We start from the raw sequence: 21,208 nt of genomic DNA on the forward strand, positions 1-21,208 counted from the left end.
CGGTTGCCGCCTCCAGCGTCTCGGCGATTACCACGGCGATGCTCTGGTTGGGGTAGCGGACCTGATCGTTCTGCAGCAGGTCGAGCCGGAACATGAAGGGGTGGTCCTTGGCGTCCGGGTCAGCGGCGAGCGCCGGCCGGTTCTTGGGCGTCATCACCTCGACCACGCCCTGGTGCGCCTTGGCCGCCTCGATATCCAGAGCGGCAACGCGGCCGCGCGCGATGCTGCTGACCGCCAGCACGGCGTAGAGCATGCCGGGCGGGTGGTTGTCGGCGGCATAGCGCGCGGCTCCGGTGACTTTCAGAAAGCCGTCGCGGCGGGTCAGCGGCTGGCCGATGCTGGAGCCCTGCCGGGCATGGGCGGGTTGCTGGTTGAGGCTGAGTTCAAGCGTCATGGCGCGCTCCGGGAATGTTCGAGAACGGGGAGGCAGGAAGGGCTGGCAGACGCTCGGGCGTTCCCGAAAGCGCAGATATCAGCGCCCTGACCACGATGCGGCGGGCAAGCTCGATCTTGAAGGCATTGTCGCCGGAGGGGCTGGCATCGGCCAAGGCAGCGTCCGCGGCGCTGGAGAAGGTCGCCTCGCTGGCGTCCGCGCCAAGCAGGACGGCTTCCGCCGTTCGGGCTCGCCACGGCTTGGCCGCGACGCCGCCCAGTGCCAGCCTTGCGGCGCGGATCTTGCCGCCATCGACGACGAGCGCTGCCGCGGCCGATACGACGGCAAAAGCATAAGAGGTGCGTTCGCGGACTTTCAGGTAACGGGCATTGGCGGAGAAGGAGGCCGCCTCCGCCGGCAGGCGCACCGCCACGATCAGGTCGCCGGGCTCCAGCGCATTCTCCCGCTGCGGCGTTTCGCCGGGAAGCCGGTGGAATTCCTCCAGTGTCACATGACGCCGGCCCTTCTTGCCCTCGATCTCGACCACGGCGTCGAGCGCCACCAGCGGCACGCAGAAGTCCGACGGGTGGGTGGCGATGCAGGCGTCGCTCCAGCCTAGCACGGCGTGCAGGCGGTTCTCGCCGCCCAGCGCATCGCAGCCGGCGCCTGGCTCGCGCCTGTTGCAGGCGCTGGCGGTGTCGTAGAAATAGCTGCAGCGCGTGCGCTGCAACAGATTGCCGCCGACGGTGGCGGCGTTGCGAAGCTGCGCCGAAGCACCCGACAGCAGCGCCTCAGCCACCGCCGGATAGGATTTGGCGAACGCCGGATCGTAGGCAAGGTCGGCATTACGGACCAGCGCGCCGATGCGCAGGCCGCCATCGTCCAGCCGTTCGATGCGGTTGAGCTCCGGCAGCCGGGAAATGTCGACGATACGCTCGGGACTGGTGATGCCGCCCTTCATCAGGTCGAGCAGATTGGTGCCGCCGGCGAGATAGGCCGAACCCGGCTCGGCTGCCGCGGCGATGGCGTCGAGGATGGTGGCGGGCCTGATGTAGTCGAAGTCTCTCATGCCGCGGTCCTCCGGTCGGCTTTGACAAGCTGTTGCTGGGCTTCCAGGACGGCCTCGACGATGCCGCCATAGGCCGCGCAGCGGCATATGTTGCCGCTCAGCCCCTCACGGATGCGTTCGGGATCGTCGCCGGCCTGTGCCTCGGCGATCAGGCCGAGCGTGCTCATGATCTGGCCGGGTGTGCAGAACCCGCACTGGAAGCCGTCATGGGCGATGAAGGCGGCCTGCACAGGATGCAGTTCCTCGCCGTGGGCGACGCCTTCGATGGTCAAGACTTGGGCGCCGTCATGGCTGACCGCCAGCGCCAGGCATGAGTTGATGCGCTTGCCGTCGACCAGCACCGTGCAGGCGCCGCACTGGCCGCGGTCGCAGCCCTTCTTGGTGCCGGTGAGATCGAGCCGCTCGCGCAGCAGGTCGAGCAGGGTTACGCGTGGATCGACCTCCAGTTCGTGTCGGTGGCCGTTGATGGTGAGGGTGATGGGAAGGCTGGTCATGGGCGTCTGGCTCCAGTTGCTTGACGCGGATGGGATTGAACTGGTGCCTTGCCGCGGAAGGGCAAGGTAACCATTCGGTCAGGTCTTGACGGCGAAAGCGGAGATGGCAGCGGATCTCCCGCGAGGCAGGCGGGCAGGGGAGATGTCGGCTTGCGTGTTCGAAAGACGTGACATACCGGTTCCCCTGATTATATGATAAAGGTGCTCCACTAAAACGGAGGCGCCTCCGTTTAATACGTGGTGGCTGAACCGGCCGGGTTCAAGCCCCCTGACACGATGTGGAGAAAAAATTGGCCAGCGAGCCGTCCGCCATTGCTGAACAGAAGGCCGAGGCCGTAGACGCAAAGCCGTTGCGCGCCGATGCGCGGCGCAACCGCGACCGGCTGGTCGAGGTGGCGGTGTCGGTCTTTGCCGAGCGCGGCATCGATGGCTCGCTGGAGGAGATCGCGCGCCGCGCCGGCGTCGGCATCGGCACGCTCTACCGGCATTTCCCGACGCGCGAGCATCTGGTCGAGGTGGTCTATCGCCGCGAGGTGGAGGCGCTGTGCGCGGCCGCCGGCGAGCTTGCCCAGAAACATCCGTCCGATGTCGCGCTGGAACAGTGGATGCAGCGCTTCGTCGACTACATCGCCACCAAGCGCGGCCTGGCGACCAGCCTGCGCATTGTGCTCACCACCAATTCGACGCTGTTTTCCGACACGTTCGGCCGGGTGTCGCAAGCCTTGCGGCAGCTGGTCGAGGCGGCGGTGGCCGACGGCACCATCCGCGGCGACGTCGACGCTTCCGATGTGCTGCACGCGCTGGGCGGCATCTATTCAGCGCCCGACACCCCCGAATGGCGCGACCGCTCGCGCCGGCTGGTCAAGCTGTTGATGGACGGGTTGCGGTTCGGGGCTGCAAAGGCACAATGAGGTGACGAGATTCCGCCCGTGCAAAACCACACCTGTCGATTTGAGGGGACCCGATGTATGTAGGCCGTTCCTACAAAATAGTGGATTTCGCGCTCTGGTCGCGGCGCAGCGTCATCTACATGGTGGTGGTGAGCGGACTGGCCGTGGCGGCCTACCGTCTTCCAGGCATCGCCGGGTTTTCGGTGCCATGGTCGGTGGTGCTGGTGCTTGGCACCACCGTGTCACTCGTTGCCGGGTTCAAGAATTCGCAGGTGTTCACCCGCAGCAGCGACGCGCTGCAGGCTTTTACGCAAATTACGGCCAGCAGCCGGTTGTGGTCCAATTTCTGCAGGGATTTCCTCGACGCGCCGACGGCCAGACAGCTCATCTATCGCCACATCGCCTGGATGACGGCATTGCGTTTTTCCCTGCGCCGGCCGATGCCATGGGAATCCATGGCGCGGGCCGCCAATATCGAATACCGGCGGCGCTACCGCATCCATGAGGATGCGAGCTCGATCGCCGACGAATTGCGTCCGCTGCTCGCCGAACAGGCCGAGGACGTCCTGAAATCGCCCCAGCCGGCGATAGCCCTGCTCGAACTGCAATCTGTCCAGGTCAATGCGCTGTTCAAGGACACAAAGCTCCCTCCTCAGATCTATGGCGAACTGACCAAGCTGATCCGCGACTTCCATGACCAGCAGGCGCGCTGCGATCGCATCAAGAACAATCCCTATCCCCGGCAATACGCCATCGTCAGTTCGATGTTCGTGATGATCTTCTGCACGCTGTTGCCGTTCGGGGTCGTTCCCGTCTTTGCCGATATGGGCAAACTGGGCGGCGCGCTCGGGTCGATCGCAATCTGGCTGACGATCCCGTTCAGCACGCTGCTCGGCTGGGCTTACATGTCCCTCGACCAGGTCGGCGAAAGCAGCGCCAACCCGTTCGAAGGCAACGCCAACGACGTCCCGATCTCGCAGATCTGCCGCGACATCGAGATCGAGTTGCGCAGCGGGCTCGGCGAGGCCGGCCTTCCCAAGCCCCTGATGCCGGTCAACGACATCGCGACCTAGGCAGGATCACGACGAAGGCGCGGGCCCGACGGTCCCCTTCATCGTGCTGCTGGCGGAGGCCGCTCAAACGTCGAGGCAGACCTTGCCGAAATGCTTTTGGGTTTCGTAATGCGCGAAGGCGGTGGCGATGTCCTGCAGCGGAAAGTGGCGGTCAATGACGGGCTTCAGCCTGATAGTCTCTATCGCGCGGATCATATCCTCCTGGTCGGCCCGGCTGCCGATGGAAATGCCGCTGATGCGGATCTGGTTGGAAAACAGGGCGGGGATAGAGACTTCCGCCGCAAAGCCGGTCAGCACACCGACCAGGGCGATGTGACCGCCCGTGCGGCAGGCGGTAATCGACTGCGCCAGCGTGGCGGGTCCGCCGACCTCGATCACGTGATCGACGCCGCGCCCGCCCGTCAGGTCCCTGGCCTTGCGACCCCAGTCCGGGACGGACCTGTAGTTGATGACGGCGTCGGCTCCGAGGCGCGTGAGCCTTTCCAGCTTCTGCTCGTCGGATGAGGTGGCGATGACCCGGGCGCCGGCGGCTTTGGCGAATTGCAGCGCGAACAGCGATACACTGCCCGAACCGAGGACCAGCACCGCGTCGCCCGGCTTCACCTTGCCGCACACAACCAGGCCGCGCCAGGCGGTAACGCCGGTGCAGGTGAGCGACGCCGCCTCGACATGCGTATAGCCTGCCGGTGCCTTGGTGAAAGCGTGCGCCGGCATGCACACATACTCGCTGGCGAAGCCGTCGAAACTGTCTCCCGGAATATCGCGCCGGGTCGAGGGCGTCATGTCGCCGTCCAGCCACCAGGGGTAGAAGACACTGACAACGCGATCTCCTGCCTTGAACGCATCGACATCGTCGCCGACGGCGATCACCTCACCAGCGCCGTCGGAGAGCGGAACGCGGCCGTCGGCGAGAGGCATCTTGCCTTGCACGGCAAAGTCGTCACGCATGTTCAACGCGCAGGCCCGGATCCTGACCAGCACCTCGCCCGGCCCTGGCTGGGGCGGATCTTCCTCGACCAGGCCGAGATTGCCCAAGCCGCCCGGCGCCCTCAGCCTGACAAGTCTCATTGTCTTCTCCGATTTGCGGGGTGTCTGGAATTGGAACGGCGCGCTGCGCCTAGCGGGCCTGCCTGCCGGAAATCACCCGCAGCCAGGGCGCCAGATGGAAGGCGCTCATCAGCAGATACATCGCGGCCATCCCCGTGAGGGGCGAGGCGTCGGTGCCCATGCACTGCATGGCCGCATCACCGCTGAAGATGCAGGTGAGCAGCGCCATCACGGCGAAGGTCGGTGCCGCGGCAAGGCAAAGCCAGTCGGCCAGCCCGAGGGTGGTGGCTTCTGGGATCTTGCCGGCACCTGTATGGATATCGCTCATCGCCTTGATCCTTGATGATCATGCCAGCCACGACAGGTTCCTCTCTCCACGGAGTGGGGAGAGGAACCCAGACTGAACAACCGTTACTGCTCGCCCTTGTCGCGGAACGCAGCCTCGCCGGCAGCAGACACTTCTTCCCATTTCTTGTCGGCCCCGGCGTCGTAATTGTCGTGCCAGTTCCACCAGGAATAGAGCGGGGTCTGCGGATAGCCTTCGGGCGAATCCTCCCAAATTTCCTGGCGGCCGAGCGGCGTCGCGTCGAGATAGCTCCAGACGGTGCCCATCGCCTCGTCGCCGCGGCTGTTGATGAGATAGGTGCGGAAGATGCGGTCGCCGTCATGGATGAAGACGTTGTGGCCGTGCCATTCGTCGACCCCGAAGTCCTTGTCGAAACTGTCAGTGATTGTGTACCAGGGGATCTGCCAGCCCATCCGCTGCTTCAGCCGCGCAATGTCGGCTTGCGGGGCACGCGAAGCGTAGGCAAGAGTGGTGTTGCGGGCGTTGAGATGGGCGAGGTGGCCGACCTGGTCGGCGCCCAGCGAACAGCCGCGGCAGGCGTGATCGGGCCAGCCATGCACGCCCGGCTCGAAGAAGGCGCGATAGACGATCAGCTGGCGGCGGCCTTCGAACAGATCGAGCAGGCTCGCTCTGCCGTTCGGCCCCTCGAATAGATAGGCCTTGTCGACTTCCATCCACGGCATGCGCCGGCGCTCGGCGGCCAATGCGTCCCTGGCGCGCAGCGTTGCCTTTTCCTTCACCAGCATCTGTTCGCGTGCGGCGTCCCAGTCCTGCCTCGAAACGATCGGCGGGGTCTTCATTGCGATGTGCTTGGTCATTGGTCGTCTCCTTTGCCAGTCTGTTGTCGCTTGCTGTCAGCCAGAATAGGGCGGTGAAGCGCGGGGGTGGGAGTTACAAGTGTGACGGGATTTGCAGGAGCCGGCCCGTCGCAGCAGGGGTGGCGCATCCTCACGGTGCCTTCGGCCGCGTCATGGAGAGGAGTGTCGGTTGGCATTGTCGGTTCTCCCTTGGCGTGCCGCACGTTGCCGATAGAGTTGGCCGATGCGGCTTGCCGGTTCATGGTACGGATTTAAGTTAGGGCGGCGACGCACAAGGGTGGGAGTTACAAGTGTGACGGGATTTGAATGGATTCGCTGATCACCGCCGCGGCGCTGGCGCTGGCCGGAGGCGATCCGCTCGGCGCGCTGGATCGCGTCGCCCTGCGCGAGGATCCGCCGGCGCTGGCGCTGCGCGGCATCGCCATGGCGCAACTTGGCGATCTTGATCGCGCCAAGGCGCTGCTGCGGCGGGCCGCGCGTGGCTTCGGCCCGAAAGAGGCGGTTGCGCGTGCGAGATGCGTCGTTGCCGAGGCCGAGATCGCGCTGGTCTCACGCGATCTCGGCTGGCCGGCCAAGGCTTTGGATGCGGCGCGGGCGACGCTGGAAAAGCATGGCGACCGGCTGAACGCAGCGCATGCCGGCCACCTCAAGGTGCGCCGCCTGCTATTGATCGGCCGTCTCGACGAGGCCGAAGACGTGCTGGGCGGGCTCGATCCGATGCCGCTTCCGCCGGCCTCGCGCGCCGCCCACGAGCTGGCCGTCGCCGGCATCGCGATGCGGCGCCTCAAGACGAAGCGGGCGCGCAGGGCGTTGGAGTGGGCACGCCACGCCGCCCGCCAGGCCGGCATTGCGGGGCTCATCGCTGAAGTCGATCGCGCATTCCTGGCGCTGGACACACCGGCGGCGCGGCTGATCGCGGCTGGCGAGCAGCGCTCGTTGCTGCTTGAGGACGTCGAGGCGTTGCAAGCGTCGCCGGCATTGCTGGTCGATAGCTTTCGCTATGTCGTGCGCCAACAGGAGAAAACGGTCTCGCTGGCAACGCGCCCGGTGCTGTTTGCGCTGGCCCGTACGCTCGCCGAAGCGTGGCCAGGCGATGTGTCGAGGGCGAGGCTGATCGCGCAAGCCTTCGGCGGCAGGCACGCCGATGAATCGCACCGGGCACGGCTGCGGGTCGAGATTGGCCGGCTGCGCACCGAATTGCGCGGCCTGGCCGACATCGGCGCGACCAGCCAGGGCTTCGCGCTGGCGCCGCGCCAGGCACGCGAGGTGCTGGTGCTGGCGCGGCCGATCGAGGAGCGGCACGCGGCGGTGCTGGCTTTCCTTGCCGATGGTGAATCCTGGGCGAGTTCGGCGTTGGCGCTGGCGCTTGGCACCGGCCAACGCAGTGTGCAACGGGCGCTGGAGCAGCTTGGCGAGGCCGGCAAGGTGCAGTTTTTCGGTCACGGCCGGGCGCGCCGCTGGATGACGCCGCCGGTGGCGGGATTCACGACCACCTTGTTACTCCCGGCCCCGCTGCCGAACGGTTAGGAAGTGACATCGGACCATCTCAGTGAGGACAAGGACATGAAACAGTCAGCGGCCGAAATTCTGCGCGAATACGGACCCTTTCCAGATGTGGAGAGGGTGCATGGGGTGAGTTTTGACGGCAACAATGTCTGGTTCGCCTCGGGCGAGAAGCTGAACGCCTTCGACCCGGAAAACGGCCAAGCGCTGCGCTCGATCGACGTCGCGGCGCATGCCGGCACCGCCTGGGACGGCCAGCACTTCTTCCAGCTTGCCGACGACCTGATACAGAAGATCGACCCTGATACCGGCCAGGTGCTGGCGACCATTCCGGCGCCGGGCGGCGGCGGCGATTCCGGGCTGACCTGGGCCGAAGGGACGCTCTGGGTGGGGCAATATCGCGAACGCAAGATCCACCAGATCGACCCGGAGACAGGGGCGATCCTGCGCACCATCGAATCCAACCGTTTCGTCACCGGGGTGACGTGGGTCGAGGGCGAGCTGTGGCACGCCACCTGGGAAGGCGACCAGAGCGACCTGCGCCGCGTCGACCCGCGATCAGGCAAGGTTCTCGAGAAGCTCGACATGCCGGCCGGCATGGGCGTGTCGGGGCTGGAATCCGATGGCGGCGACCGCCTCTATTGCGGCAGCACATCCGCCGGGGTGGTGAGGGCGGTGCGCCGGCCGCGGTGAGGATGCGGCCGACGCCGAAAGTCACACTTGCAGGCGCACTTCACACGGCAATTTGTCCGCTGTCGGCTGGTCGTCGCATCCTGTCGGACCTAGATAGGCTGTGCACCGGGCAGACCGCCCGGACCCGATTTGCAAAGGATCCCCCCATGCCTGAACAGCCCATCATGCCCGAACAGATTGCATTGAACGACGGCTCCGCCATTCCCCAGCTCGGCCTTGGCGTGTGGCAGGTCGACCAAGATATTACCGCCGAGGTGGTGGGTTGGGGCATCGAGGCCGGCTATCGCCTGATCGACACCGCCGAAGGTTACCAGAACGAGGAAGGGGTCGGAGAGGCGATCCGCAGCGCCGGCGTGTCGCGGGCTGAGCTGTTCATCACCTCGAAACTGCGCAACGGCGCACACCAGCGCGATGCGGCGCTACGCGCCTTCGATGACACCATGGCCAAGCTCGGCATTGAGCAGATCGACCTGTTCCTGATCCACTGGCCTGTGCCCAACCAGGACAAATATGTCGAGGCCTGGAAGACGCTGGTCGAACTCCGGCAGGCCGGCCGCATCAAGTCCATCGGCGTTTCGAACTTCAACCAGGACCATCTGGAGCGGATCATCGCGGAAACCGGCGTGACGCCCGTCGTCAACCAGATCGAGTTGCATCCCCAGTTCCAGCAGCGCGGTGTCAGGGACTTTCACGCCAAGCACGACATCCGTATCGAAAGCTGGAGCCCGTTGGGCAGCGGCCGGCTGCTCGGCGATCCGACCATTTCAGGCATCGCCAAAAAACATGGCAAGTCCGTCGCCCAGGCGATCATCCGCTGGCATCTCCAAGAGGGGCTGATCGTCATTCCAAAGTCGATCCGCAGGGATCGCATCGCCGCCAATTTCGATGTCTTCGATTTTGAACTGGATGCCCAGGACCTGCAGACGATCCGCGGCATGGATTCGCCCGAAGGCCGCAACGGGCCCAACCCCGCCACGGCCGCGTTCCTGTTCTGAGGACTGCCGACCGTGAAGCTGCCAATCTCCCGCACGAGGGGGAGATTGGCCAATCTCCGGCCTCTCCGCGCGCTTAAATCCCGGACCCATCCAGCTGCTGGGCGTCTTCGCCTTCCCAGGGCGCTGGCATGGACGCACGGCTGAGGTTTGCCGTCGGCAACGGCATCCAGCACTTCAGTTCCGGGTCGGCATATTCGATGACGCGCCCGGGCGAGGAGTCCGACGCGCGCCAGCCTTCCGAGGCGAACTGGTCGGCACGCGACCAATAGGCAAGGTCTACTTCCGCCGGTCCCTGTTCGGACGGACGCACCGTGACCAGGATGCGGCTGCCATCCTTCGGCGCCGTCGACATGTGGCGCCACCGTTCGGGCTCGTCCATCGCATTCCTCCTCGCACTCGTAGCGTTGGGTGGAGTGTCGCCTCGTGGTCCGAAGGGGTCAACCCAAAGTTTGCGCCAGGCATCGGCTGATGACCCCTCCAGGCGGTGCCTGCACAGTTGTGCGCAACACGCCGCAGGCGGTCATGCACGCTCGACGGGCTGTGACCCAGTTGATAAGCCCGTCTGCGAAAGGAGCGCCTGAGTCGAGATGACCGTTGCGATCGAGATGGGACAGACGACCGCGGGCGCCCCGGCGAAGCTGGATCTTGAGGAACTGCTCGCGACTCGCCTTTTGGTGCAGGGCAATTCAGGCTCCGGCAAGTCGCATCTGCTGCGGCGCCTGCTGGAGCAGAGCGCGCCTTGGGTGCAGCAGACCATCATCGATCCCGAGGGCGACTTCGTCTCGCTGGGCGACCGTTACGGCCATCTGGTGATCGATGCCGAGCAGCATACCGAGCGCGGCCTGCAGGCGGCCGGCGAGCGGGCGCGCATGCATCGCGTCTCCACCGTGCTCAATCTCGAAGGGCTCGACGCCGAGAACCAGATGCGGCGTGCCGCCGCCTTCCTCGGCGGGCTGTTCGAGGTCGCCCGTGACCACTGGTACCCGATGCTGGTGGTGGTGGACGAGGCGCAGCTGTTCGCGCCGGCGGTGGCCGGAGAGGTGTCGGACGAAGCGCGAAAGCTCTCGCTCGGCGCCATGACCAATTTGATGTGTCGTGGCCGCAAGCGCGGGCTGGCCGGCATCATTGCCACCCAGCGGCTGGCCAAGCTCGCCAAGAACGTCGCCGCCGAGGCGTCCAATTTTCTCATGGGCCGCACCTTCCTCGATATCGACATGGCGCGCGCCGCCGATCTTCTGGGCATGGAGCGACGCCAGGCGGAAGCGTTCCGCGATCTGGAACGCGGGCAGTTCATGGCGCTCGGCCCGGCCCTGTCGCGCCGTCCGCTGGGGCTGCGCATCGGCCCGACCGACACCAGCCCGCGCAACGGCACGCCGCGGCTCATGGCAATGCCGGAATCCGCGCTGGAAGACGCACGCGCGATCATCCTGGCGGCGCCGCCACCCGAGACGGTGCGCACGCCGCGCCGCCCGGCGTCGCCGGACCTGCTCGACCAGCTGATGGCGGCCAAATCGGCGGCACTGGAAATGCGCCCCGAACCGGCGGAGCCGCAAGTCAGCGCCGAGGATCTGGCCGAGCGTCGTGAACGCGTCGACCGTGTGCTGCGCGCCATCCTGGCGCAGCCCGATGCCGGTTTTCGCGTGATTGGCGTTCTCTATCAGGAGTTCGTAGTCCGCTGCCGCATCGAAGGCCTGGCCTCGGTCGTGCCTGACCTCCCGGAGTTCCGCCGCATGCTGACGCGCGCCCGTGCCGGCCTTGGTTCCGAGACGACGCAGGATGACGCATGGCGGGACGTTTCCGTCCGCGCGTCGCTGCTGCCCGACGACATGCAGGGCGTATTCATGATGATTGCCCGCGCGGCGAAAGAGGGCTGGCCGTGCCCGAGCGACGCCGCGATCGCCCGTGCCTACGGCTCGCACTCGCTGCGCCGCGCCCGGCGCCTCTTGACTTATATCGAGGAGCAGGGGCTCATCGTCTGCCAACTCGACGGGACAGGCCGGCGCACCGTGACGCTGGTCGAATTGGCCTGGGCCACCGCACCGGGAGATCCGAATGCCGAGGAGGTGGAGCAGGGGAGCCTGGCGCTGTGAGGCGGCGCGGGTGCTTTGAGCGAATGGGGCGATAGGCTTTTTCAGTCACCGTCATCGCGACCAACTTCTGACGGCAACGGTGAAAGCGCCGACGCCGAAATGCGTCATGAAGGGCGCATGCGTTTCGATGGCGCTCACCGGTTCGCCCCGATCACCCACTGTTCCTGGTCGACGAGCGTGCCGGTTATCGGCCCGGCAGCATCCGAAAGCAGGAAGACGGCGAGGTTGGCGATGTCGCTCGTCGAGAACAGGCGGCCGAAGGGTTGCGAAGCGTTGGCGGCATCGAGCCAGCCCGGCCCGTTGCCCAACGTGTCGGCCTGCATGACACGTTCGGCCGGCGTGTCGGTCCAGCCGACATTGATGCCGTTGACGCGGATGCGATCGAAGCGATGGGCATTGGCGGCGTTTTTGGTCAGCGTGGCCAGCGCGCCCTTGCTGGCGGAATAGACGGCGAGTTCCGGCGAGCCGCAATGGGCGTTGATCGACAGGATGTTGACGATGGCGCCGCCCTGGCCCCGCTTCTTCATGTCGGCGATGGCCGCCTGCATGAGGAAGAACGGTGCCCGCGCGTTGACCGCGAACAGCGAGGCCCAGCCGTCGAGATCGGCGTCGAGGAACGAGGCCCGGTCGGTCAGCCCTGCGGCGTTGACCAGCGCATCGATGCGGCCGAAGCGCTCGATGCAGGCTTGCGCCAAAAGGGCAGGGGCCGCCGGGTCGGCGAGGTCCGCGGCGACGAAGACCGTCGGCGTGCCGAGCCGCGAAAGCTCTTCCGCCACGGCATCGCCGCGGGTCTTCTCGCGCCCGGTGACGAGCAGGCCGCCGGCGCCGCAGCGCGCCAGCGTCTCGGCGATGGCGCGGCCGATGCCTTGCGTCGAGCCGGTGACCAGCGCCACCTTGCCGTTGAGCTGAAGCTCCATTCCTCTTCCCCGCCTCGCATCTGGTTTCAGGCTAGCGCGGCAGGATCGTTTTACAACATGGAAATTGGAAATCCTGGAGCGGAGATTGTTGGCGCTGCGTGGGGCCGGCAAGAGCCTGCTCCAACGTCGTCGCTCCCAACGTTGTCGCTCCGGGGGGGCGAAGCAGGAGCGGAGTCCGTCCCAAAGACCTCTAGTGGACCGTGATGATGCCCTCGACGGCTCGCCATTCCGAAGGCCGGATGAGCCGGTGATGAGCAACGCGGACCGAGTGCAGCGGACCGTCGAGTTCGCGCTCCCAATATTGGAGAAAGCCCTTGAGTTCGGGAAAGGCCGGAGCGAGATCATAGTCCTGCCAGACATAGAGCTGAAGCAGGCTCGGATGATCGGGCAGGTGATAGTGGATTTCGGCCGTCGTCAGGCCATAACCTTCCATTTGCAGGCGGAATTCGCTGCTGACCGTATCGGCCATGTCTTTCTCCTTATCTCTCCGTTCAGGCCTCCAGCCCGCGACGTCCGTATTGAACTCGCCCGATGCCATGCCGGGACGATCGGTTCCTCTTCAAACAACGTCGCGAGAAGCTCGGGGGTTCCGAAAATAGCCGCGCCATAACAGTGCGTTGGCGCCCTTTCTGGTCGAATGGAAAAATTTTTTCGCCGGTCTCTTGAAACCGAAAAACGGCAAAACTAGCTCGATATGCGCCGCGATGCCTGACGAAGGGTCGGGGCGTTCCGCACCGGTCCGATATTGCCGGTTCGGTGCGGAGGAACCTCAAAAACCTGTTTGTCCACGAGGAGAACGACATGGCGCTCCGTCCATTGCATGACCGTATTCTGGTCCGCCGCCTTGAAGCCGAGGAGAAGACCTCCGGCGGCATCATCATCCCCGATACCGCAAAGGAAAAACCGCAGGAAGGTGAAGTGCTCGCCGTCGGTCCCGGCGCGCGCGACGACAGCGGCAAGCTTGTCGAACTCGATGTCAAGGTCGGCGACCGGATCCTGTTCGGCAAATGGTCCGGCACCGAAATCAAACTCGACGGCGAGGATCTGCTCATCATGAAGGAAAGCGACGTGATGGGTGTCATCGATGAGATCGCCGAAGTGAAGAAGGCCGCCTGACGGCTCTTCGTATCCATCCAGTCAACGAATGCTGCCTAGATAAAGGAGTGATCCAATGGCTGCCAAAGAAGTGAAATTCCATACCGAAGCGCGCGAGAAGATGCTGCGCGGCGTCGATATCCTTGCCAATGCGGTGAAGGTGACGCTCGGTCCCAAGGGGCGCAATGTCGTCATCGACAAGTCGTTCGGCGCGCCGCGCATCACCAAGGACGGTGTCACCGTGGCCAAGGAGATCGAACTGGAAGACAAGTTCGAGAATATGGGCGCCCAGATGGTGCGCGAAGTGGCTTCCAAGACCAACGACCTTGCCGGCGACGGCACGACGACCGCAACGGTGCTTGCACAGGCGATCGTCAGGGAAGGGGCCAAGGCGGTTGCCTCGGGCATGAACCCGATGGATTTGAAGCGCGGCATCGACAAGGCGGTCGATGCGGTGGTCGCCGAACTGAAGACCAATGCCCGCAAGGTCACCCGAAACGACGAGATCGCGCAGGTAGGCACGATCTCCGCCAATGGCGATGCCGAGATCGGCCGTTTCCTCGCCGAGGCAATGGAGAAGGTCGGCAATGAAGGCGTCATCACGGTGGAGGAGGCCAAGACCGCCGAGACCGAACTGGAAGTCGTGGAAGGCATGCAGTTCGACCGCGGCTATCTCTCGCCCTATTTCATCACCAACCAGGACAAGATGCGCGTCGAACTCGATGAGCCTTATGTGCTGATCCACGAGAAGAAGCTCTCCAACCTGCAAGCGATGCTGCCCGTGCTTGAAGCCGTGGTGCAGTCGGGCAAGCCGCTCTTGATCATCGCCGAGGATGTGGAAGGCGAGGCGCTGGCGACGCTGGTCGTCAACAAGCTGCGCGGCGGCCTCAAGGTCGCGGCCGTCAAGGCGCCGGGCTTCGGCGACCGCCGCAAGGCCATGCTGGAAGACATCGCCATTCTCACCGGCGGCACCGCGATCTCGGAAGATCTCGGCATCAAGCTGGAAAACGTGACGCTGCAGATGCTGGGCCGCGCCAAGAAAGTGGTAATCGAGAAGGAAAACACCACCATCGTCGGCGGTGTCGGCCGCAAGGAAGAGATCCAGGGCCGTGTCGCGCAGATCAAGGCGCAGATCGAGGAGACCACCTCCGACTACGACCGCGAGAAGCTGCAGGAGCGGCTGGCCAAACTCGCCGGCGGCGTTGCGGTGATCCGGGTCGGCGGCTCGACCGAGGTCGAGGTCAAGGAGCGTAAGGACCGCGTCGACGATGCGCTGCATGCGACCCGCGCGGCCGTCGAGGAGGGCGTGCTGCCTGGCGGCGGTGTCGCGCTGCTGCGGGCAGCCAAGGCGCTCGATGCCGTGCAGACCGACAATGCGGACCAGAAGACTGGCGTCGATATCGTGCGCCGTGCCATCGAAACGCCGGTCCGGCAGATCGCCGAGAATGCCGGCGCCGAAGGCTCGATCATCGTCGGCAAGCTGCGCGAGAAAAGCGAATTCGGCTGGGGCTGGAACGCCCAGACCAACGAATTCGGCGATCTCTACGGCCAGGGCGTCATCGACCCGGCCAAGGTGGTGCGCACCGCTCTCCAGGACGCGGCATCGGTCGCCGGCCTGCTGGTGACCACGGAGGCGATGGTGGCCGAGAAGCCGAAGAAGGAAGCCGCCGCCCCGGCAATGCCCGCCGGCGCCGGTATGGACTTCTGAGGTCACGGCCAATCCGCCCGCTTCCCTGGCGGGGAGCGGGCGTCATCCGAAGAGAAAGTGGAGGTAAAGATGGATGCAATGGCTGGCCTCGGATCCGTACCGGCTCCTACGCACCAAGCGAAGGAATTCCTGGCCTATGAAACAGAATGCAGGAACGTGCTGAAGCCGCTGCTGACAGGGCTGCTCGACATGGCTGAAGCTGCCGGCTGGAACCGGCGAACGGCCGCATCGGCACTGATGTTCCTTGCCGCGCAGCAAGTGTCGGCAACATCCGAGGTATCCGCCGGCAGCGGTTGAACGGGAATCGGCCAGTCCATTCACCTATCCGCGGCGGGCCGCGCTCCCGGTGCTCGGCCCGCTACAGGCACAATCGAGAGGAGGCACAAGCCATGAATCGCGGGCAATTTGAGGAATCGGTCACCCTTCTGGTCGGAATGGGCTTTCCGAGGAAGATCGACAGCGTGATGGAAGCTTACGCACTGCTGCAGGACTGGCCGAGCGCCGGCCGCAACGGCGCCCATGCCGTCGCGCTCAACGCTTGCAAGGCGGGCATCGTCGGCGAGATCGATCCGGAGACGGTGCGAGCCACGCTGGTCAGCTTCGCGCGCCGCCACGACATACTGGTGCCTGACATGGTCACGCCCCTCGCGACGGTGACGGGTGGCGCTGCGCACGAGGTGAACTGACGATGCGGCGCTACAACAGCACCTGAAGACCATGGTCTTGCGATAAGCCAGGCGAACACGGAGACGCCGGAATTCCTTTCCAGGCGGGCGGCATCCTCGTTGGTCAATTGAGCGAACGCGTCAGCAAGACTGACCTGTTCTGCCCGAATAGCGCTTCTGAGCGCCGCCTCCCGGTTAAAAAAGTATCATCCGTTGTCTTGAATCGTGGTGGCGCCTGTTGTCATGAGCCGGTACCTTGGCTCTTGAAATGCAGAGCCGAAACCAATTCGGCCGGTTTAGGGAATTGGGCCGAACGCGGCAGATATCCGTGCCGGCCCGGGAGGAAACGGACATGGAACCGGACCTGGAAGTTGTCCAGATACGACGCGGTGAGTCCTTCAAGGCGTGGTCGCACGGCTACCCCTTCCATACGGTGCGCTGGCACTTCCATCCCGAATATGAACTGCATCAGGTGATCTTCACCAACGGCCGCTATTTCGTCGGCGACTTCATCGGCGAGTTCGAGCCGGGCAATCTGGTGCTGACGGGGCCGAACCTGCCGCACAATTGGGTCAGCGATATCCCCAGGGACAGTTCGATCCCGCTGCGCGGCCGCATCATCCAGTTTTCCGAAAGTTTCATCGGCGATGCCATGCATGTGCTGCCGGAGTTGGCGGGGCTCACGGCTCTGCTCGAGGCGTCACGTCGCGGCGTGCTGTTTTCCAGCCGCACCAGCAAGGCGCTGGCGCCGCTGATGGAAGAGATGATGCAGGCGCAAGGCGTGCGCCGCATCGAGCTGTTCATGATGATCGCCGGCCTGCTCAGCCGCGCCCAGGAATTCCAGCTTTTGGCCAGCGCCAGCTACCGGCCCGATCCCTCCGGCTACATGACCGCCGGCATGAACAAGGCGCTCGCCTATATCAGGGAAAACCTGACGCAGCTGTTCGACGAGGCGGACCTCGCCGCCATCGCCGGCCAATCGACCGGCGCTTTCTCACGCTCGTTTCGCCGTCACACCGGCATGTCGCTGGTGCAGTATGTGAAGCGGCTGCGCATCAACCTTGCCTGCCAGATCCTGATGAGCGACGAGCAGGCCTCGATCACCGACATCTGCTACGAGGTCGGCTTCAACAATCTGTCCAATTTCAACCGGCAGTTCCTGGCGGAGAAGGGCATGCCGCCCTCGCGCTTCAGGCGCCTGCTGGCCGACAACATCAACGCGGGAAAAGCCGCTTAACGGAGGAGCCAGGGAGGAACCAAGGGAGGATTTTTTCTTTTGCATGACGACGTGAGCCGCGTGGAGCGGTTCGCGATGGAGAACGCTCGTCTCGAATTCCTCCGTCGGCGGAGGTTGTCGGCGCGGCTCGAAAGGCCGGCGCCGGGTCCCGGTTCCCAATGCAGTTTGGGCGAGGGCGGATGGGTGTCTTCAGACCAAAGCAGTCAACGACCTTCTTACAACCATATCCAGAAACGGAGAAGACCGAATGACCAAACTTTCATCTTCATTGAAGTCCGCTGGCAAGTCCGCCGGCGTGGCAGCCCTTGCGCTGTCGCTGCTGGCCGGCACCGCCGCTATCGCCAGGGCCGCCGAAGTCACCGACGCGACCGTCGCCTTCCTGATGCCCGACCAGGCCTCGACCCGCTACGAGCAGCATGATTATCCCGGCTTCGCGGCCGAGATGAAGAAGCTGTGCCCGGGCTGCAAGGTGCTCTACCAGAACGCCGATGCCGACGCCTCGCGCCAGCAGCAGCAGTTCAACTCGGTGATCTCGCAGGGCGCCAAGGCGATCGTGCTCGACCCGGTCGACTCGACCGCCGCCGCCTCGCTGGTCAAGCTGGCGCAGAGCCAGGGCATCAAGGTCATCGCCTACGACCGGCCGATCCCGACCGCGCCGGCCGATTTCTATGTGTCGTTCAACAATGAAGGCATCGGCAAGGCCATCGCCGACTCGCTGGTCGAGCACCTGAAGGCGCTGAAGGTCGATCCGGCCAGCGGCGGCGTGCTGCAGATCAACGGCTCGCCGACCGACGCGGCGGCCGGCCTGATCAAGAAGGGCATCCATGCCGGCCTCGACAACAGCGGCTACAAGATCCTGGCCGAATACGACACGCCGGAATGGGCGCCGCCGAAGGCGCAGCAATGGGCCGGCGGCCAGATCACCCGCTTCGGACCAAAAATCCTCGGCGTGGTTGCGGCCAATGACGGCACCGGCGGCGGCGCGATCGCGGCCTTCAAGGCGGCCGGCGTCGATCCGGTGCCGCCGGTGACCGGCAATGACGCGACGATCGCGGCCTTGCAGCTGATCATCGCCGGCGACCAGTACAACACCATCTCCAAGCCGAGCGAGATCGTGGCAGCGGCCGCCGCCAACATCGCCATCAAGCTGCTTTCGGGCGAGACGCCGAAGGCCGAGATGACGCTGTACGACACGCCCTCGCAGCTGTTCACGCCAGCCGTGGTGACGCAGGAAAACCTGAAGGCCGAGATCATCGACAAGAAGATCAACACTGCGGCCGAGCTCTGCGTCGATCGTTACGCGGAAGGCTGCAAGAAGCTGGGCATCGGGAACTGACCGCGACCCTTGCCCGCTCCGCTGCCTGGCCACCGCGCGGTGGCCAGGCAGCGCTCATCCGACATTTTTGAACCGGTTTTGAAAGGCTTCCTGGCATGATCGATACCCCGGACGAACCGGTTCCGGCAGGCGAGCTGGTGCTCAGCCTGCGCGGCGTTTCGAAGAATTTCGGCGCCGTTTCGGCGCTCACCGACATCGATCTCGATGTCCATGCCGGCGAGGTGGTGGCGCTGGTCGGCGACAATGGCGCCGGCAAGTCGACCCTGGTCAAGATCCTGGCCGGCGTGCATCAGGCGAGCTCAGGCACGATAAGTTTTCGCGGCAAGCAGGTGACGCTTGCCGACCCGAGTGCGGCGCTGACGCTCGGTATCGCCACCGTGTTCCAGGACCTGGCGCTGTGCGAGAACCTCGACATCGTCGCCAACATCTTCCTCGGCCGTGAGCTCAGCCCGCTGCGGCTAGACGAGGTGGCGATGGAAGTGCGCGCCTGGACGCTGCTCAACGAGCTATCGGCGCGCATCCCAAGCGTGCGCGAAGTGGTCGCGTCGTTGTCGGGCGGCCAACGCCAGACGGTGGCGATCGCCCGCTCCCTGCTGCTCGAACCCAAGCTCATCCTGCTCGACGAGCCGACGGCGGCGCTCGGCGTGGCGCAGACGGCGGAAGTGCTCAACCTGATCGAGCGCGTGCGCGACCGCGGCCTCGGCGTCGTCATCATCAGCCACAATATGGAAGACGTGCGCGCCGTCGCCGACCGCATCGTCGTGCTGCGGCTTGGCCGCAACAACGGCATCTTCACCCCCGATGCCTCGAACCAGGAACTGGTCAGCGCCATCACCGGCGCGTCGAACAATTCGGTATCGCGGCGCGCCGAGCGGAGAGAGACCAGGCAAGACCAAACCCAGGAGCCACGCCCATGAGCCGCGAAGCCGAACAGGCCGCCCCCGTGCCGCCGCAGCTCGACCGCGCCGATGTGCGCGTCAAGCATGAGGCGGGGATCGGCGGCGCCATCCGCAGGTTCTTCGACCGGGTCCGCTCGGGCGATCTCGGCTCGCTGCCGGTGATCGTCGGGCTGGTCATCATCTGGACGGTGTTTGCCAGCATCAACCCGATCTTCCTATCATCAAGCAATCTGGTCAATCTGCTGTTCGATTGCTCCACCGTGGGCGTCATCGCGCTCGGCATCGTCTGCGTCTTGATGGTCGGCGAAATCGACCTGTCTGTCGGTTCGATCAGCGGCTTTGCCTCGGCGATGGTCGGCACGCTGTGGGTCAACCAGGGCTGGCCGGTGGCGCTCGCCATTCTGGCCGCTGTCGCCGTCGGCGGCTTTATCGGCGCACTGTACGCGCTGCTGTTCAACCGGCTGGGCATGCCGAGCTTCGTCTCGACGCTGGCCGGTCTGCTGGCGGTGCTTGGCCTGCAGCTCTACATTCTCGGCTCGACCGGCTCGATCAATCTGCCCTACGGCTCGAACCTGGTGAATTTCGGCCAGCTGCTGATGATGCCGAAATTTGTTTCGTTCGCCCTGGCGGCCGTGCCCGGCATGGTCATGCTGGTCACCGGCCTGCGCACCGTTACGCGCCGCCGCGCCGCCAACCTGTCGGCGCCGTCGACCGGCGGGCTCGTCACCCGCGCGGTCGTGATCACGGTCATCCTCGAACTCATCGTCTTCTATCTCAACCAGGCGCGCGGCATTCCGTGGATGTTCGGCCTGTTCGTCGGCCTGGTCATATCAATGCATTACGCGCTGACGCGGACCAAATGGGGCCGCTCGATGTCGGCGGTCGGCGGCAACCGCGAGGCGGCAAGGCGCGCCGGCATCAATGTGCGGCTGATCTATTCGAGCGCCTTCGTGCTGTGCTCGATGCTGGCCGCTTTCGGCGGCGTGCTGTCGGCGGCCCGCCTGGCCTCGGCCAGCCAGCAGGCCGGCACCGGCGACGTCAACCTCAACGCCATCGCGGCGGCCGTCATAGGCGGTACCAGCCTGTTCGGCGGTCGCGGCAGTGCGTATTCGGCGCTGCTCGGCATCATCGTCATCCAGTCGATCGCCAGCGGCCTGACGCTGCTCGATCTGTCCTCGTCGCTTCGGTACATGATCACCGGCGCCGTGCTTGCCATCGCTGTCATCGTCGACTCGCTGGCACGCCGCTCGCGTGTCTCCCATGGCCGGGCCTGAACCCATCAACAGGAAGCAAGACATGAGCCAAGAACTGTCCGGAAAAGTTGCCGCCGTCACCGGCGCGGCATCAGGCATCGGCCTCGAATGCGCCAGGCATATGCTGGCGTCCGGCGCCACCGTGGTGCTGGTCGACCGTGCCGAGGCGACCCTGAACAAACTCTGCGCCGAACTCGGCCCCAAGGCGATCCCGCTGGTCATCGACCTGATGCAGCCGGCCAGCGTCGCCACCATGATGCCGCAGATTCTGGAGAAGGCCGGCCAACTCGACATCTTCCATGCCAATGCCGGCGCCTATGTCGGCGGCGAGGTGGCGACCGGCGATCCCGACGCCTGGGACCGGATGCTCAACCTCAACATCAATGCCTGCTTCCGCTCGATCCAGGCGGTGCTGCCGCACATGATCGAGCGCAAGACGGGCGACGTCATCGTCACCAGTTCGATTGCCGGACTGGTTCCGGTGGTCTGGGAGCCGATCTACACGGCCTCCAAGCACGCCGTGCAGGCCTTCGTCCACACGGTGCGCCGGCAGGTCGCCAAGCACGGCCTGCGCGTCGGTGCGGTGGCGCCCGGCCCGGTGGTGACGGCGCTGGTCGACGACTGGCCGAAGGCCAAGCTCGAGGAAGAACTCGCCGCCGGTGGCCTGATGCAGCCGCGCGAAGTGGCCGAAGCGGTGATGTTCATGC

The 21,208-nt window shown here is 65.2% G+C and carries 23 protein-coding genes and 1 pseudogene; 15 read left to right on the plus strand and 9 right to left on the minus strand.

All coding sequences use genetic code 11. From position 1 onward, the window contains the following. The 3 genes and pseudogenes from EOC06_RS11820 to EOC06_RS11830 all read right to left on the minus strand — a co-directional run. Positions 1–394, minus strand: a pseudogene (locus EOC06_RS11820) (xanthine dehydrogenase family protein molybdopterin-binding subunit); the annotation flags it as partial. Next, entirely contained in the window at positions 384–1,442 is a 1,059-nt protein-coding gene (locus EOC06_RS11825) for a xanthine dehydrogenase family protein subunit M (protein WP_128307822.1), read from the minus strand. The pseudogene EOC06_RS11820 and the gene EOC06_RS11825, both read right to left, overlap by 11 nt. Continuing rightward, positions 1,439–1,936 (minus strand): (2Fe-2S)-binding protein, encoded by a 498-nt coding sequence (locus tag EOC06_RS11830; protein WP_127322359.1) that lies wholly within the window; start codon positions 1,934–1,936, stop codon positions 1,439–1,441. The genes EOC06_RS11825 and EOC06_RS11830 overlap by 4 nt, the downstream gene beginning before the upstream one ends. 290 nt (positions 1,937–2,226) lie before the next feature. Between EOC06_RS11830 and EOC06_RS11835 the strand changes: the two genes are divergently transcribed. After that, complete coding sequence (locus EOC06_RS11835; RefSeq protein WP_127327753.1) at positions 2,227–2,847, plus strand: TetR/AcrR family transcriptional regulator; 621 nt, start codon at positions 2,227–2,229, stop codon at positions 2,845–2,847. Between the two features lie 53 nt (positions 2,848–2,900). After that, a complete protein-coding gene (locus EOC06_RS11840; RefSeq protein WP_128307823.1) occupies positions 2,901–3,899 on the plus strand; it encodes a bestrophin family protein in 999 nt (332 codons plus the stop codon). A 63-nt stretch (positions 3,900–3,962) separates the two neighbouring features. Here the strand turns inward: EOC06_RS11840 and EOC06_RS11845 are convergent, their stop codons facing one another. From EOC06_RS11845 to EOC06_RS11855, 3 genes are all read right to left on the minus strand, one after another. Further along, on the minus strand, positions 3,963–4,967 hold the full coding sequence (locus tag EOC06_RS11845; RefSeq protein WP_128307824.1) for an NAD(P)-dependent alcohol dehydrogenase: 1,005 nt from the start codon (positions 4,965–4,967) through the stop codon (positions 3,963–3,965). Between the two features lie 49 nt (positions 4,968–5,016). After that, a complete protein-coding gene (locus EOC06_RS11850; protein WP_128307825.1) occupies positions 5,017–5,274 on the minus strand; it encodes a hypothetical protein in 258 nt (85 codons plus the stop codon). An 83-nt stretch (positions 5,275–5,357) separates the two neighbouring features. Then, positions 5,358–6,110 carry a thioredoxin family protein gene (locus tag EOC06_RS11855; RefSeq protein ID WP_128307826.1) on the minus strand — a complete coding sequence of 251 codons (753 nt, stop codon included), beginning with the start codon at positions 6,108–6,110 and terminating at the stop codon, positions 5,358–5,360. A 306-nt stretch (positions 6,111–6,416) separates the two neighbouring features. On the opposite strand from EOC06_RS11855, the gene EOC06_RS11860 reads away from it, so the two are divergent. The 3 genes from EOC06_RS11860 (at position 6,417) to EOC06_RS11870 (ending at position 9,301) form a co-directional block, all read left to right on the plus strand. After that, complete coding sequence (locus tag EOC06_RS11860) at positions 6,417–7,637, plus strand: helix-turn-helix domain-containing protein (protein ID WP_128307827.1); 1,221 nt, start codon at positions 6,417–6,419, stop codon at positions 7,635–7,637. Positions 7,638–7,673: 36 nt separating this feature from the next. Then, positions 7,674–8,306: a PQQ-binding-like beta-propeller repeat protein gene (locus EOC06_RS11865; protein WP_127267443.1), complete on the plus strand. Its 633-nt coding sequence runs from the start codon at positions 7,674–7,676 to the stop codon at positions 8,304–8,306. A gap of 146 nt (positions 8,307–8,452) precedes the next feature. Beyond that, positions 8,453–9,301: an aldo/keto reductase gene (locus EOC06_RS11870; RefSeq protein WP_127327758.1), complete on the plus strand. Its 849-nt coding sequence runs from the start codon at positions 8,453–8,455 to the stop codon at positions 9,299–9,301. A gap of 73 nt (positions 9,302–9,374) precedes the next feature. Here the strand turns inward: EOC06_RS11870 and EOC06_RS11875 are convergent, their stop codons facing one another. Further along, the gene (locus EOC06_RS11875; protein ID WP_013530714.1) at positions 9,375–9,680 is read right to left on the minus strand and encodes a hypothetical protein; all 306 of its coding nucleotides are present in this window, start codon (positions 9,678–9,680) and stop codon (positions 9,375–9,377) included. Positions 9,681–9,888: 208 nt separating this feature from the next. Between EOC06_RS11875 and EOC06_RS11880 the strand changes: the two genes are divergently transcribed. After that, the gene (locus EOC06_RS11880) at positions 9,889–11,391 is read left to right on the plus strand and encodes an ATP-binding protein (RefSeq protein ID WP_128307828.1); all 1,503 of its coding nucleotides are present in this window, start codon (positions 9,889–9,891) and stop codon (positions 11,389–11,391) included. A 134-nt stretch (positions 11,392–11,525) separates the two neighbouring features. Here EOC06_RS11880 and EOC06_RS11885 read toward each other — a convergent pair whose 3' ends face one another. Both EOC06_RS11885 and EOC06_RS11890 read right to left on the minus strand, forming a co-directional pair. After that, positions 11,526–12,308, minus strand: coding sequence for an SDR family oxidoreductase (locus EOC06_RS11885; protein WP_128307829.1), 783 nt, complete (start codon positions 12,306–12,308; stop codon positions 11,526–11,528). 190 nt (positions 12,309–12,498) lie between these two features. Beyond that, on the minus strand, positions 12,499–12,777 hold the full coding sequence (locus EOC06_RS11890; RefSeq protein WP_127320453.1) for an usg protein: 279 nt from the start codon (positions 12,775–12,777) through the stop codon (positions 12,499–12,501). A 332-nt stretch (positions 12,778–13,109) separates the two neighbouring features. Here EOC06_RS11890 and groES point away from each other — a divergent pair, with 332 nt between their 5' ends. The 9 genes from groES to EOC06_RS11935 all read left to right on the plus strand — a co-directional run. Then, a complete protein-coding gene (gene groES, locus EOC06_RS11895; protein ID WP_128307830.1) occupies positions 13,110–13,424 on the plus strand; it encodes a co-chaperone GroES in 315 nt (104 codons plus the stop codon). Positions 13,425–13,479: 55 nt separating this feature from the next. Next, complete coding sequence (gene groL, locus EOC06_RS11900) at positions 13,480–15,111, plus strand: chaperonin GroEL (protein WP_128307831.1); 1,632 nt, start codon at positions 13,480–13,482, stop codon at positions 15,109–15,111. A gap of 69 nt (positions 15,112–15,180) precedes the next feature. Continuing rightward, positions 15,181–15,408, plus strand: a complete 228-nt coding sequence (locus EOC06_RS11905) for a hypothetical protein (protein ID WP_128307832.1) — start codon at positions 15,181–15,183, stop codon at positions 15,406–15,408. 92 nt (positions 15,409–15,500) lie between these two features. Next, on the plus strand, positions 15,501–15,797 hold the full coding sequence (locus EOC06_RS11910; RefSeq protein ID WP_128307833.1) for a DUF982 domain-containing protein: 297 nt from the start codon (positions 15,501–15,503) through the stop codon (positions 15,795–15,797). Between the two features lie 331 nt (positions 15,798–16,128). Further along, on the plus strand, positions 16,129–17,013 hold the full coding sequence (locus EOC06_RS11915) for an AraC family transcriptional regulator (RefSeq protein ID WP_127327761.1): 885 nt from the start codon (positions 16,129–16,131) through the stop codon (positions 17,011–17,013). Positions 17,014–17,260: 247 nt separating this feature from the next. After that, positions 17,261–18,349: a sugar ABC transporter substrate-binding protein gene (locus EOC06_RS11920; protein WP_127270010.1), complete on the plus strand. Its 1,089-nt coding sequence runs from the start codon at positions 17,261–17,263 to the stop codon at positions 18,347–18,349. Positions 18,350–18,444: 95 nt separating this feature from the next. Continuing rightward, positions 18,445–19,266: an ATP-binding cassette domain-containing protein gene (locus tag EOC06_RS11925; RefSeq protein ID WP_128307834.1), complete on the plus strand. Its 822-nt coding sequence runs from the start codon at positions 18,445–18,447 to the stop codon at positions 19,264–19,266. Next, entirely contained in the window at positions 19,263–20,522 is a 1,260-nt protein-coding gene (locus EOC06_RS11930; protein WP_128307835.1) for a sugar ABC transporter permease, read from the plus strand. The genes EOC06_RS11925 and EOC06_RS11930 overlap by 4 nt, the downstream gene beginning before the upstream one ends. A gap of 22 nt (positions 20,523–20,544) precedes the next feature. Then, positions 20,545–21,208, plus strand: a 664-nt coding sequence (locus tag EOC06_RS11935) for an SDR family oxidoreductase (RefSeq protein ID WP_164898549.1), incomplete at its 3' end; no start/stop codon positions are given.

The organism is Mesorhizobium sp. M7A.F.Ca.MR.362.00.0.0 (assembly GCF_004023175.1).
Taxonomy (GTDB): domain Bacteria; phylum Pseudomonadota; class Alphaproteobacteria; order Rhizobiales; family Rhizobiaceae; genus Mesorhizobium.

Coding starts and splice junctions, on each gene's coding strand:
- groL (WP_128307831.1), top strand. CDS start 13,480: ATGGCTGCCAAAGAAGTGAAATTCCATACCGAAGCGCGCGAGAAGATG.
- EOC06_RS11860 (WP_128307827.1), top strand. CDS start 6,417: ATGGATTCGCTGATCACCGCCGCGGCGCTGGCGCTGGCCGGAGGCGAT.
- EOC06_RS11920 (WP_127270010.1), top strand. CDS start 17,261: ATGACCAAACTTTCATCTTCATTGAAGTCCGCTGGCAAGTCCGCCGGC.
- EOC06_RS11910 (WP_128307833.1), top strand. CDS start 15,501: ATGAATCGCGGGCAATTTGAGGAATCGGTCACCCTTCTGGTCGGAATG.
- EOC06_RS11870 (WP_127327758.1), top strand. CDS start 8,453: ATGCCTGAACAGCCCATCATGCCCGAACAGATTGCATTGAACGACGGC.
- EOC06_RS11885 (WP_128307829.1), bottom strand. CDS start 12,308: ATGGAGCTTCAGCTCAACGGCAAGGTGGCGCTGGTCACCGGCTCGACG.
- EOC06_RS11865 (WP_127267443.1), top strand. CDS start 7,674: ATGAAACAGTCAGCGGCCGAAATTCTGCGCGAATACGGACCCTTTCCA.
- EOC06_RS11825 (WP_128307822.1), bottom strand. CDS start 1,442: ATGAGAGACTTCGACTACATCAGGCCCGCCACCATCCTCGACGCCATC.
- EOC06_RS11830 (WP_127322359.1), bottom strand. CDS start 1,936: ATGACCAGCCTTCCCATCACCCTCACCATCAACGGCCACCGACACGAA.
- EOC06_RS11880 (WP_128307828.1), top strand. CDS start 9,889: ATGACCGTTGCGATCGAGATGGGACAGACGACCGCGGGCGCCCCGGCG.
- EOC06_RS11915 (WP_127327761.1), top strand. CDS start 16,129: ATGGAACCGGACCTGGAAGTTGTCCAGATACGACGCGGTGAGTCCTTC.
- EOC06_RS11905 (WP_128307832.1), top strand. CDS start 15,181: ATGGATGCAATGGCTGGCCTCGGATCCGTACCGGCTCCTACGCACCAA.
- EOC06_RS11845 (WP_128307824.1), bottom strand. CDS start 4,967: ATGAGACTTGTCAGGCTGAGGGCGCCGGGCGGCTTGGGCAATCTCGGC.
- EOC06_RS11890 (WP_127320453.1), bottom strand. CDS start 12,777: ATGGCCGATACGGTCAGCAGCGAATTCCGCCTGCAAATGGAAGGTTAT.
- EOC06_RS11850 (WP_128307825.1), bottom strand. CDS start 5,274: ATGAGCGATATCCATACAGGTGCCGGCAAGATCCCAGAAGCCACCACC.
- EOC06_RS11855 (WP_128307826.1), bottom strand. CDS start 6,110: ATGACCAAGCACATCGCAATGAAGACCCCGCCGATCGTTTCGAGGCAG.
- groES (WP_128307830.1), top strand. CDS start 13,110: ATGGCGCTCCGTCCATTGCATGACCGTATTCTGGTCCGCCGCCTTGAA.
- EOC06_RS11840 (WP_128307823.1), top strand. CDS start 2,901: ATGTATGTAGGCCGTTCCTACAAAATAGTGGATTTCGCGCTCTGGTCG.
- EOC06_RS11925 (WP_128307834.1), top strand. CDS start 18,445: ATGATCGATACCCCGGACGAACCGGTTCCGGCAGGCGAGCTGGTGCTC.
- EOC06_RS11930 (WP_128307835.1), top strand. CDS start 19,263: ATGAGCCGCGAAGCCGAACAGGCCGCCCCCGTGCCGCCGCAGCTCGAC.
- EOC06_RS11875 (WP_013530714.1), bottom strand. CDS start 9,680: ATGGACGAGCCCGAACGGTGGCGCCACATGTCGACGGCGCCGAAGGAT.